This window comes from Pseudomonas sp. Rh2, from assembly GCF_040762985.1.
Lineage (GTDB): Bacteria > Pseudomonadota > Gammaproteobacteria > Pseudomonadales > Pseudomonadaceae > Aquipseudomonas > Aquipseudomonas taiwanensis.
Map to the genome: position 1 here is coordinate 1,696,722 of NZ_CP142890.1, position 11,844 is coordinate 1,708,565.

The 11,844-nt window shown below is 63.4% G+C and carries 12 protein-coding genes; 10 read left to right on the top strand and 2 right to left on the bottom strand.

From position 1 onward, the window contains the following. Positions 1 to 133 precede the first annotated feature (133 nt). The 4 genes from VXM67_RS07670 to VXM67_RS07685 all read left to right on the top strand — a co-directional run bounded on the left by VXM67_RS07670 (position 134) and on the right by VXM67_RS07685 (position 2,764). On the top strand, positions 134 to 826 hold the full coding sequence (locus tag VXM67_RS07670; protein ID WP_023379059.1) for an OmpA family protein: 693 nt from the start codon (positions 134 to 136) through the stop codon (positions 824 to 826). An 88-nt stretch (positions 827 to 914) separates the two neighbouring features. Continuing rightward, positions 915 to 1,634: an OmpA family protein gene (locus tag VXM67_RS07675; RefSeq protein WP_027907483.1), complete on the top strand. Its 720-nt coding sequence runs from the start codon at positions 915 to 917 to the stop codon at positions 1,632 to 1,634. Positions 1,635 to 1,731: 97 nt separating this feature from the next. Continuing rightward, the gene (locus VXM67_RS07680) at positions 1,732 to 2,007 is read left to right on the top strand and encodes a DUF1145 domain-containing protein (protein ID WP_023379061.1); all 276 of its coding nucleotides are present in this window, start codon (positions 1,732 to 1,734) and stop codon (positions 2,005 to 2,007) included. Beyond that, positions 2,000 to 2,764, top strand: coding sequence for a collagen-like protein (locus tag VXM67_RS07685; RefSeq protein WP_186599062.1), 765 nt, complete (start codon positions 2,000 to 2,002; stop codon positions 2,762 to 2,764). The genes VXM67_RS07680 and VXM67_RS07685 overlap by 8 nt, the downstream gene beginning before the upstream one ends. Before the next feature lie 59 nt (positions 2,765 to 2,823). On the opposite strand, the gene VXM67_RS07690 is transcribed toward VXM67_RS07685, so the two are convergent. Continuing rightward, entirely contained in the window at positions 2,824 to 3,288 is a 465-nt protein-coding gene (locus VXM67_RS07690; protein ID WP_027907484.1) for a CopD family protein, read from the bottom strand. Between the two features lie 98 nt (positions 3,289 to 3,386). On the opposite strand from VXM67_RS07690, the gene dinG reads away from it, so the two are divergent. The 5 genes from dinG to pdxH all read left to right on the top strand — a co-directional run bounded on the left by dinG (position 3,387) and on the right by pdxH (position 10,839). After that, positions 3,387 to 5,531: an ATP-dependent DNA helicase DinG gene (gene dinG / locus VXM67_RS07695; RefSeq protein ID WP_023379064.1), complete on the top strand. Its 2,145-nt coding sequence runs from the start codon at positions 3,387 to 3,389 to the stop codon at positions 5,529 to 5,531. A gap of 81 nt (positions 5,532 to 5,612) precedes the next feature. Next, positions 5,613 to 7,865: a beta-galactosidase gene (locus VXM67_RS07700; RefSeq protein ID WP_027907485.1), complete on the top strand. Its 2,253-nt coding sequence runs from the start codon at positions 5,613 to 5,615 to the stop codon at positions 7,863 to 7,865. Positions 7,866 to 7,937: 72 nt separating this feature from the next. After that, on the top strand, positions 7,938 to 9,083 hold the full coding sequence (locus tag VXM67_RS07705) for an EstA family serine hydrolase (RefSeq protein WP_023379067.1): 1,146 nt from the start codon (positions 7,938 to 7,940) through the stop codon (positions 9,081 to 9,083). Positions 9,084 to 9,182: 99 nt separating this feature from the next. Then, the gene (locus tag VXM67_RS07710; RefSeq protein ID WP_023379069.1) at positions 9,183 to 10,172 is read left to right on the top strand and encodes an OmpA family protein; all 990 of its coding nucleotides are present in this window, start codon (positions 9,183 to 9,185) and stop codon (positions 10,170 to 10,172) included. A 19-nt stretch (positions 10,173 to 10,191) separates the two neighbouring features. Continuing rightward, a complete protein-coding gene (pdxH, locus tag VXM67_RS07715; protein ID WP_023379070.1) occupies positions 10,192 to 10,839 on the top strand; it encodes a pyridoxamine 5'-phosphate oxidase in 648 nt (215 codons plus the stop codon). 99 nt (positions 10,840 to 10,938) lie between these two features. On the opposite strand, the gene VXM67_RS07720 is transcribed toward pdxH, so the two are convergent. Next, on the bottom strand, positions 10,939 to 11,175 hold the full coding sequence (locus VXM67_RS07720; protein WP_023379072.1) for a hypothetical protein: 237 nt from the start codon (positions 11,173 to 11,175) through the stop codon (positions 10,939 to 10,941). Between the two features lie 148 nt (positions 11,176 to 11,323). Between VXM67_RS07720 and VXM67_RS07725 the strand changes: the two genes are divergently transcribed. Continuing rightward, positions 11,324 to 11,788 (top strand): glycine zipper 2TM domain-containing protein, encoded by a 465-nt coding sequence (locus VXM67_RS07725; RefSeq protein ID WP_023379073.1) that lies wholly within the window; start codon positions 11,324 to 11,326, stop codon positions 11,786 to 11,788. Positions 11,789 to 11,844 lie beyond the last annotated feature (56 nt).

An 11,844-nucleotide genomic window follows, 5' to 3' on the forward strand; every position in this document is an offset into this window, starting at 1 on the left:
GACTAGCGGGCTGTCGGCTGTGGGCAAAGAGGCATGTGGCCGCGTCGTGGCTTATCGCTGGCAGGGATGGATTGCGCGGTCTTTACTCCCAAGGATCGGCCATATGCCGATTCCCCCTAGGAGACGCAACAAAATGAGCATAGTACGCACAGCGATACCCCTGGTACTGCTCACCAGTGTGTTGACTGGTTGTGCAGGTTTGCAGAAAACCGACTGGCCGAAGTGTGCTGCCGTCGGGGGCGTGGGCGGCGCCGCTTTGGGCGCCATAGAAAGCTCCAGCTGGGCTGGCTGGGGCGCGTTGGTGGGCGGTACCATGGCGGCCGGCTATTGCTGGGTTCATGGCGATGGTGACGAAGATGGCGATGGTGTGCCGGATAGCCGCGACAAATGTCCAGGCACGCCGCGCGGCGTGCAGGTCGATGCCAATGGTTGCCCACCTGAACCGGCTCCGGTGGTGCAGGAGGCCGTGGTCCAGAAAGAAGAAGTCATCGTCATTCGCGATGTACGCTTCGAGTTCGACTCCGCTCGCCTGACGACAGCGGACAAAGAGCGACTCAATACCATCGCCGCGCGGCTGAAGCAGGAAGCGCCGAGCGCTCGGCTGAGTGTCACTGGCCACACCGACAGCGTAGGCTCGGACAGCTACAACCAGAAATTGTCCGAGCGTCGTGCTCACTCGGTGACGGATTACCTGGTCGAGCAAGGCGTACCGCGCAGCAGCTTCGTCTCTGTGGTTGGTGCCGGCGAGACCCAGCCGGTGGCCGATAATGCCACGGCCGATGGCCGCGCCATGAACCGTCGCACTGAGATCAAGATCCAGCGTTGACAGCCAGCGCCCGCGTCTTGAGAAGTGGCGCGGGCGCGTCTTTACTCCTGTGTAGCCGGTTGCGGCCAATGACACAGGAGCATTCACCATGAGTGTTATGTCGAAGGCGGCACTGCCGCTGTTGCTGGCATCGAGCCTGCTCGCAGGCTGCGCTACGCACAGTGATGGCAGTGCGCCGCTCAATCAAAGGACTTGGCCTGTCTGCAGCCTGCTGGGTGGCTTGGCAGGCGGTGGTCTGGGGGCGATCGAGAGCTCTGGCTGGGCCGCGGGAGGTGGAGCCTTGGGCGCAATCGCCGGAGGCCTGATCTGCTATGCCCAGGATGGCGACGAGGATGAAGACGGCGTGTTCGATCGCCGCGACCGCTGCCCCGATACCCCGGCGAACACGCCCGTCAACCACATGGGTTGCCCATTACCGCAGTATCCAGCGTCCGCACCGGCCAGCGAAGCTGCGCCCACGCCCGAGGTGATCACCCTGGATGATCAGGGGCAGGTCATGTTCGCTTTCGACTCCGCCGAGCTCACCAGCGCCGCCCAACAGCGCCTGCAAAGCCTGGTGCCCCGGCTCATCGAACCGGCGGTGAACCGCATCAAGGTGGTTGGCCATACCGACAGCGTGGGTGCGGACAGCTACAACCAGGCATTGTCCGAGCGCCGCGCCAGCAGCGTGGCCGAATACCTGATTGGCCAGGGTGTTGCACCCGCCAAGGTCACCAGCCAGGGCAGTGGAGAAAGTGAACCGGTGACTGAGAACGACACCGAGGAGGGACGCGCGCTCAACAGACGGGTGGAACTGCACCTCAATTGATGCCGCTGGCGCAAACCTTGGCATTGACGCTACTGTTAGCTGCGCAGCCCGCTCGAACGGGATGCGACGGCATAACAATAAATAAGTAGGGGCGGGTATGAAATTCATCCTGGGCCTTGGCAAGGCCCTGACGGTCCTTTTCTGGTGGGTGGTGTTGTTCAATCTGTTGAAGCCGCAACCGCTGCCACTCAATTTGCTGATCAACGCAGTCGGCATCACGTTGCTGACCCTGCATTTCCTTGAAATGCTGTTCTTCAATGGCAGCCTGCGCGGGCGTAGCCATCGCTGGTTCGACCGTCTGCAGATTCTGCTGACGGGTATCTTCCATGTCATGTCCATTCCGCGTCCGCAGGAGGCACCGCGCCATGCATAAGCATAAATTGATGTTGCTGGCCGCATTGGTCGCTCCCCTGGCCCAGGCCGAAAGCCTGCAAGTCGCTGCCAACTCCATGTTGCGTCTGCCAAACAAGTCGGCAACCGTGCACCTGGAGCGCCTGCAACTGGCCAACTCGGCCACCTTGATGCTGCCCGCGTCGCTGAAGGCATTGAACATCGATCAATTGGAACTGGGGCGCGATGCCCGGATCGCCATCGCCCCATCGGAAAGCCCACTGCTGATTCAGGCGCGCGCCGCTCGATTGGAGGAAGGCAGCGAATTCAGCGCTACAGGGGCGGCCGGCACCTATGAACGGGCCGCCCGCGCCGGTCGCAACCTGGATTTGAGACTCGATGCGATCACGGCTGAACGTCTGGCCATCGACGCCCGAGGCGGTGCTGGTGCGCCGGGGTACGTCGGCTTGGATGGCGCCAATGGTCAGGCTGGTGGCTGCACTTGGGGGCAGGCCACCCGGGGGGGCAATGGCGATGACGGCGGCAATGGCCATGACGGCGCACCGGGAGGGCGAATCCGCCTGAGCGTCCCGCAGAGCTTCCCGCAGGAGCGCATCGTGGTCCGCCTCGATGGCGGCGCACCCGGTAAACCCGGGGCTGCCGGCAAGGCCGGCAAAGGCGGGGCGAGCAAGGGCTGCCTGGTCTACCGCACCGATGCCGGGGCCAATGGTCGTCCAGGGCAGCCAGGGCAACCTGGCCTGGCAGGGGCCACTGGTGAGCTGATTCTGCAGCCGCTGTGATCTAGGCTCTCAGGACGTTTCATGCAGGCCCTAACGGCATGGCCGTGGCCGCTCTGCGTCTACAGCACCAGACGCGAGCTGGCCACCGCCACCACCGCCAGGCCCAGCAGCAGGTTGATACCCACCATCCGGCGAACCCGCGCCAGTACCGCAGCGCCTGTCGACCAATCCTCGTCCTGCACGGCAGTCCTGAGCTCTGGCAGCAGCAGCGCCTGGATACGCATGAACAAGGCGAACATGGCAATGCCACCGCCGATCATCACATGCACGTAGCGCGGTGCGGTTTCGAAACCGTTGAAGCGCATGTGCAACATGCCGATACCACTTATCGCCAAAATGGCTACGGCCAGCCAGACCCATCCGAAGAAACGTCGGAAAACTTCCACCCACAAGCGCAGGCGGGCAGGCCCTTCAAGGGTCGCAACCGTGGCCGGGCGGAGCACCAGCCAGGCGAAGAACATGCCACCGACCCAGACCAGGGCCGCTAGAACGTGCAGTGTGTAGGGCAAGGCAAAGGCTAGCATCCGGATCTCCATGCGGCACAAAGGGCAATAGCGGGGTATGATAGCCGCCCCATGCGAAACACTGAAAATATATCCAGCCCTCCGGGCGCTTGCAGACCATGATCAGCAACGAACTCAAAGCCACCATCCAGGGCGCCTACTCGCGTTTTCTCGAAGCCAAGAGCCTGAAGCCGCGCTATGGCCAGCGTCTGATGATTGCCGAAGTGGCCAAAGTGCTCGGCGATATCGCCTGCGACGACGAAGGCCGTCGGGCGGGCGAGCCTGCCGTGGTGGCGGTGGAGGCCGGTACCGGTACTGGCAAGACGGTGGCCTACAGCCTGGCGGCGATTCCGGCAGCCAAGGCGGCCGGCAAACGCCTGGTGATCGCCACCGCAACGGTTGCACTGCAGGAGCAGATCGTGTTCAAGGACCTGCCCGACCTGATGCGCAGCAGCGGCCTGAACTTCAGCTTCGCCCTGGCCAAGGGGCGAGGCCGCTACCTGTGCCTGTCCAAGCTCGATGTACTGCTGCAGGAGGGCCATGCGCAATCGGCCACTGCCCAGTTGTTCGAGGAGGAGGGTTTTCATATCGAGGTCGACGAGCGTAGCCAGAAGCTGTTCAACAGCATGATCGAAAAGCTCGCCGGCAACCGCTGGGACGGCGATCGCGACAGTTGGCCCGAGGCACTGGAGGACCAGGACTGGGCCCGCCTGACCACCGATCACAGCCAGTGCACCGGTCGTCATTGTCCGAACTTCCAGCAGTGCGTGTTCTACAAGGCGCGGGAAGGCATGGGCAAGGTCGATGTCATCGTCACCAACCACGACATGGTCCTGGCTGACCTGGCTTTGGGCGGCGGTGCGGTGTTGCCCGACCCTCGCGACACCGTCTACGTCTTCGATGAAGGCCACCATCTTCCGGACAAGGCCATCGGCCACTTCGCCCATTATTCGCGGTTGCGCTCGACCGCCGACTGGCTGGAGCAGACGGCCAAGAACCTGACCAAGCTGCTGGCTCAACACCCGCTGCCGGGCGATCTGGGTAAGCTGATCGAGCAGGTGCCAGAGCTGGCGCGGGAAATCCGCACGCAACAGCAGTTCATGTTCACCCTGTGCGAGCAGGTCGCCGACTTCCGTCCCAGCGAGGACACGGAGGGCCGCGAACGCCCACGTTATCGGTTCGAAGGTGGCGTGGTTCCCGAGGCGATCCGCGAAGCGGGAATCGAGCTGAAAAAAGGGTTCGCCCGCCTCAACGACCTGTTCACACGCCTGGCCGACTTGCTCAAGGAAGGCATGGACGGCGAGGTCAACATCGGTATCGCCAGCCATCAGGCCGAAGAGTGGTACCCCTTGTTCGGCAGCCTGGTGACCCGCGCCCAAGGCAACTGGGAGCTGTGGACCGCCTTTACCGCCGAAGACCCTGAAGACAGCCCGCCGATGGCCCGCTGGCTGACCTTGGCCGAAAGTGGTGCGCTATTCGACATCGAGGTCAATGCCAGCCCCATCCTGGCCGCCGAGATGCTGCGCCGCAGCCTTTGGAACGTGGCCCACGGCGCCCTGGTGACCTCCGCAACCCTCACGGCCCTTGGCAAGTTCGACCGCTTCCGCATGCGCTCGGGGTTGCCCCGCGATGCCGTGACCTGCGTCGTGCCCAGCCCGTTCGTGCACGGTGATGCCGGCTTGCTGCGGGTGCCGGACCTGGGCGCCGACCCGCGTGACGCCACGGCACACACGGCGGCGATCATCCGCGAACTGCCGGGCATCGTCGAGGATGCCCGCGGCGCCCTGGTGTTGTTCTCCTCGCGCAAGCAGATGCAAGACGTATTCGATGGCCTGGACCGTGACTGGCGCAAGCTGGTGCTGATCCAGGGCAACTTGTCCAAGCAGGAAACCCTCAACAAACACAAGGCGCGGGTCGACGATGGCCAGCACAGCGTGCTCTTCGGCCTCGCCAGTTTCGCCGAGGGCGTCGACCTGCCCGGTGCCTACTGCGAGCATGTGGTTATCGCCAAGATCCCCTTCGCGGTGCCCGACGATCCGGTCGAGGCGGCATTGGCCGAGTGGATCGAAGCCCGTGGCGGTAATCCCTTCATGGAAATCGCCGTGCCCGATGCTTCATTGCGCCTCATCCAGGCCTGCGGTCGCTTGTTGCGTACAGAGCAGGATCGCGGCGTCATCACCTTGCTTGACCGGCGTCTGGTCACCCAGCGCTACGGCAAGGCTATTCTCAATGCGCTGCCGCCATTCCGGCGGGAGATTTCGTAACGGCCGGAGCACGATGCACCGGCTCGTTGTCCATTACCCGGACGTGGGCTCATGAGGGCCCTGAAGGAGAGCCCCAGCCCTATGATCCGCCACACCCTGCCCGCCATTCTCACCCTGTTGTTCAGCACGCCGCTGCTGGCCGGACAACAGACGCTTTTCAGCTTCGTGCGCCCGGCCTCGGTGGTCAACGTGGTGACCGACGATGCCAGCATGCCCCAGTACAACGCGGAGCAAACGGCCGAAGGCGAAGTCTTGCGGCGGGTGGTGTTCAACCCGGTGGCGCGCCCGACGCTGCGCCTGAGCCCACAAAGCGGTGTCTGGGACTGGTCCGCCGGTCGGTTCCTGACCCTGCGCCTGCAAAGCGCAATGGACTGGGCGCTGACCGTGGATGTCACCGTACAGGGCGCTGATGGCCGCACGTTGACCAGCCGTATCGACCTGCCTGCCGGGCCGGCGCAGACCGTCATGATGCCGCTGAAGGCGAGCTCGCCCCTGAACCAGGGCATGCGTGCCGGCCCGCCAATGCCTTGGACCCATGAAGGGCAGCGTCTGCTGCTGGCCAGCAGTGCCGGGGAAGTCGACCTCAAGCAGGTGGTGTCGGTCAGCCTGAGCATTCCCGGCCCCAAGGTTGCGCAGAACTTGCTGATCGAGAAAGTCGGCCTGCAGGATGACGACAAGGCGTACCAGGCCGCTTATCGCGAGCTGATCGATGCGTATGGCCAATCCACCCGGGCTCGCTGGCCGGAGAAAATCGTCGATGACGAACAGCTCAAGGTGGCCGATCAGCGGGAGCGGCAGCAGCTCAAAGGGTGGCTGGCCGAGCGCCAGAAGCAGCCATTGGACAACTACGGCGGTTTGCTGGCCGGTCCGGCCTTCGAAGCCAAGGGGTTCTTCCGCACCGAGAAACGAGCCGGACGCTGGTACCTGGTGACTCCCGATGGCCACCCGTTCTTCTCGCTGGGCGTCAATACGGTGGCTGCCGATGGCGGGCGCACCTATGTCGCGGGGCGCGAAACCATGTTCAAGGCATTACCGGCCGAGGGCGAGCCCCTGGCGGCTTTTTATGGCGAAGGGAACAATGACGATGGCAATGCCTCGTCGCAAGGTCGCGGCTTCAAGAAGGGGCGCTGGTTCGACTTCTATGCCGCCAACCTGCAGCGCACCTACGGCCAGCCGTGCGGTGCCGGTGCAGCCGACCAGCCCCCGGTGGGCTGCCCGCAGCCAGTGCTGGATGCCGCGCGCTGGCAGGCCCATACGCTGGACCGGTTGCAGGCCTGGGGTTTCAACACGCTGGGCAACTGGAGCGACCCTGCGCTGGCCCAGGTCAAGCGCATGCCTTACACCCTGCCGCTGTCGATCATCGGCGACTACGCCAGCATCAGTACCGGCATGGACTGGTGGGGGCGCATGCCCGACCCCTTCGACCCGCGCTTTGCCATGGCCACCGAGCGCGCCGTGGCCATTGCCGCCCGAGACCATCGTGACGACCCTTGGCTGATTGGCTATTTCGCCGATAACGAGCTCGCCTGGGCTGCCCCGGGAGACGATCCCAAAGCCCGTTACGGTCTGGCCTACGGTACCCTGCGGCTGACCACCGACGTGCCGGCCAAGCGTGCTTTCCTCAAGCAATTGCGGGACAAGTACCGCAACCAGGAAGGGCTGTCAAAGGCCTGGGGCATTGACTTGCAAGCCTGGGAGCTGATGGAAGACCCAGGTTTCGAGGCGCCATTGCCCAGCCCTGAGTACCCTGAAATCGAGCGCGATTACCAGCACTTCCAGCAGGTATTCGCCGATACCTACTTCAAGACCATTTCCGATGCCTTGAAATGGCACGCGCCCAATCACCTGCTGCTGGGCGGGCGCTATGCCGTGAGCACGCCAGAGGCAGTCAAGGCATGCGTCGAGTTCTGCGATGTGCTGAGCTTCAACTTCTATACCCTCAAGCCTGAAGATGGCTATGACTTCGCCCGCCTGGCCGAATTGGACAAGCCTGTGTTGGTATCTGAGTTCCAGTTCGGCTCCCGCGACCGCGGCCCCTTCTGGCCGGGGCCGGTGGAAGTGGCGCGTGAAGAGGACCGTGGACCGGCCTATGGCACCTTCCTCAAGGCGGCGATGGCACAACCGATGATCGTCGGTGCGCATTGGTTCCAGTACCTCGACCAGCCGGCCAGTGGTCGACTGCTCGATGGCGAGAACGGGCATCTGGGGCTGGTCGCGATCACCGACGTGCCTTATTTGTCGTTCGTCGAGTCGGTGCGCCAGAGCAATTGGCAGGTTCTTGGGCAGTTTCGCAGCGGGCTGGAGAAGCCTGTATCGGCGACCACCGGGCCATAGCCAGTTTGCAAAACCTCCAACTACTGAAACAATGCACGCCTTTGACAGCAAGGTCGTACGGAGAACAGGCGGGTGCAGATCCAGGGTCACTATGAGCTGAAGTTCGAGGCAGTGCGGGAAGCATTCGCCGCGTTGTTCGATGATCCCCAGGAGCGCGGCGCTGCCCTGTGCATCCAGGTGGGCGGGGAAACCGTGGTCGACCTGTGGGCGGGCAGCGCCGACAAGGACGGCCAGCAGGCCTGGCATAGCGACACCATTGCCAACCTGTTCTCCTGCACCAAGACCTTCACCGCGGTCACCGCATTGCAGTTGGTGGGGGAGGGCAAGCTTGCCCTGGATGCTCCGGTTTGCCGTTATTGGCCTGAATTCGCCCAGGCGGGCAAGGAATCCGTCACCCTGCGTCAGTTGCTCAGCCACCGTGCTGGTTTGCCGGCCATCCGCGAGCTGCTGCCTGCCGAGGCCCTGTACGACTGGCAAACCATGGTGGATGCCCTGGCAGCAGAGGCACCCTGGTGGACACCGGGCACCGAGCATGGTTACGCCGCCATTACCTTTGGTTGGCTGATCGGCGAGCTCATTCGTCGGGCCGACGGCCGTGGTCCAGGCGAGTCGATCGTTGCCCGCACCGCCCGGCCGCTGGGGCTTGATTTCCATGTCGGCCTGGCCGACGAAGAGTTTCATCGCGTGGCGCATATTGCCCGTGGCAAAGGCAACGCCGGTGACGCCGCCGCCCAACGCTTGCTGCAGGTCACCCTGCGTGAACCAGAAGCGCTGAGCACCCGCGCATTCACCAACCCGCCTGCGATCCTCACCAGCACCAACAAGCCCGAATGGCGGCGCATGCAGCAGCCTGCGGCCAATGGCCATGGCAATGCACGGAGCCTGGCGGGTTTCTATGCCGGCCTGCTGGACGGCAGCCTGCTCGAATCCGAACTGCTCGATGAGCTGACCCGCGAACACAGTTTCGGCCAGGATCGCACCCTGTTGACCCAGACGCGGTTCGGCCTTGGCTGCATGCTCGACCAGCCCGACGTTGCCAATGCCACCTTCGGGCTCGGGGCGCGTGCTTTTGGGCACCCGGGAGCCGGCGGTTCCGTCGGATTTGCCGACCCGGAACATGACGTTGCGTTCGGTTTCGTGGTCAATACCCTGGGTCCATACGTGCTGATGGACCCCCGTGCGCAGAAGTTGGTCAGGGTGCTCGGCAGTTGCCTTTGATCGGGTTGTGCGGGTATTGCACGGTCCCTTTGACTATCCTGAATGCCAACGCCTGAAACGCGTGAGCAAAATTTCTTTTAATTTCATGGTGTATCGCTGATGTCTTCACATAAAACCTTAGCACTCGCCCTGTGCCTGACCGCTGTCACGGGCTGTGCCAGCCATTCCCAGGACGCCTCGAAGGACAGTGGCCATAGCTGGTGGCCCTTCGGTTCGGACAAGGTGGCCGAGCAGGAAGTGAAGGCAGCCGTCACCGATAAAGTGGCCAAGGCCGACGCCAAGTCCGAAAGTGCCAGCCGCTGGTGGTGGCCATTCGGTGGTGACGACAAGCAAGCCAAGGCGTCCGCCGTACCGAAGATCGATCAGAAGGCTACCCAGGCCTGGCTGGACGAGTACGAGCCGAAGGTGCGTGAAGCGATCAAGGGTAGCAAGCTGGAACTGGAGCGCCGTGAGGATGTGCTGGCTGTGACCATTCCGGTGGATGGTTCCTACAACCCTGACCGACCTAACATGTTGCTGCCAATCACCTTGGGCCCTATCACCCGGGTGGCCAAGACGGTCGAGGGCGATACCAAGTCGGCCGTGCTGGTACTGGGTCATGCCGACAACAGTGGTGCAGCCGCTGCCAACCAGAAGCTCAGCCTGGAGCGCGCTGCCTCGGTGTCGGCGATCTTCCGCCTCAGCGGCCTGCAGCGTGACCGCCTGACCCTCAAGGGCATGGGGTCGGTCATGCCGCGCGCCGCCAACGACAGTGCCGAAGGCCGCGCCCTCAACCGCCGTGTGGAAATGCTGCTGACGCCACAGAACACCATGGTTGCGCTGTTGGCCAAGTACCAGCAAGCCGCCCCGGCACAGAGCCCGGCGTCCCTGGTCGCTGTGCAGGACGCCAAGCCAGCCGCTGCCAAGGCCACTGACACCAAACCTGCTGCCAAGACCGCGGCGAAAAAGCCGGCGGCCAAGGCCAAGGCACCTGCAAAGGCACCCGCCAAGGCTACTGCCAAGAAGAAAGCCGCGCCGGCCAAGCCCGTCGCCAAGAAAACCACGGTCGACAAGAAAGTCGCCGCCAACAGCCCTGCGAAGACCAACTGATCGTCAAGGAAACGCAGCCATGACCCAATCCCTGGCCGATATGCGTCGCGACTACACCCGTGATGGCCTGGCCGAAGCCCAGGCACCGGCTGAGCCGTTCGCCCTGTTCCACCAGTGGTTTGCCGACGCGGTGAAGACCGAGCAGCCGCCAGTGGAGGCCAATGCCCTGACTCTGGCCACCGTCGATGGCGAGGGGCGGCCTCATTGCCGCGTTTTGCTGCTCAAGGGCCTCGATGAGCGCGGTTTCACCTTCTTCACCAACTACGACAGCGCCAAGGGCCAGCAACTGCTGGCCAATCCCTTCGCCGCCATGACGTTCTTCTGGCCGGCGCTGGAGCGTCAGGTGCGCATCGAAGGTCGGGTCGAGAAGGTCACGGCCAAGGAGTCGGACGACTACTTCCAAGTGCGTCCGCTGGGCAGCCGCCTGGGAGCGTGGGCTTCCCCGCAGAGTCGGGTGATTGCCGGGCGTGAAGAGTTGGAGGGCCTGGTCAAGGCGACCGAGGCACGGTTCTCCGACACCCAGCCACATTGCCCGGAGCACTGGGGGGGGTATCGCCTGTTGCCGGAGCGCATTGAATTCTGGCAGGGCCGTGCGAGCCGGTTGCACGATCGCCTGAACTACCGTCTGGTCGATGGCCAGTGGCTGCGCGAGCGCCTGGCTCCCTGATAGCGTAGGGGCCGCTGCACGGCCCTTTCGCGTCACGAGGCTGCTCCTGCATGTACCCTGCAGATCGTGTGGGGGCTGGCTTGCCGGCGACGATGCCAGTCAGTTCCCTCGATATTCTTGCGCCTCGCGCGCCAACCAGGCCGCCAACGCCTTGCCCTTGAGCTTCTGCGCCTGGGCCCGTTCGAGGCTCCGCAGCATGAATTCACGCTTTTTTGGGTCCGTTCCCGCCAGTGCCAACGCCAGGTCCCGGTCCATCCAGCGGTGCATGCGTACATACAGCCAGCCGTGGAAGTACAGCCCCGCGAGCGTGGTTACAACGACGATGAAGTAATCCATGGCTATCCTTGGTCTGACTTCAAAAGCCTGCAAAACAGCCGGTTGTGGCTGTACCAGAGCTGAATAAAAGCAATTTTGTTACCTATGTATCGTGACAGCCGTCAAGGCACAGCGTCTAATGGACACCTGACTTATGGAGACTGTACCCATGCGTAAATCTGTTTTGCTGGTGGCGACCTTCACCACCATGTCGCTGTTGCTCGGTGGCTGTGCCTCGAGCCTGACAGGCGACAGCTATTCCCGTGATGAAGCCCGTCGCGTGCAGACCGTGCGCATGGGTACCATCGAATCCCTGCGTCCGGTGAAAATCGAAGGCACCAAGACCCCGATCGGCGGCGGCGCTGGCGCCATCGTCGGTGGTGTCGCCGGTAGTGCCGTTGGTGGTGGCCGTGGCAGCATCGTCGCTGCCGTCATCGGTGCGGTCGCTGGTGGTTTGGCAGGTTCGGCCGCTGAAGAAGGCCTCACCCGTACCCAAGGTGTGGAAATCACCGTACGCGAGGACGACGGCAGCATGCGTGCTTATGTCCAGGCCGTGCAACAGAACGAAATCTTCCGCGTCGGTGATCGCGTGCGCATCATGACCGTCGACGGTACCAGCCGCGTCACCCACTGATCGTAGACGCGACACGAAAAACCCCGAACGGGCATGGCCGGTTCGGGGTTTTTTGT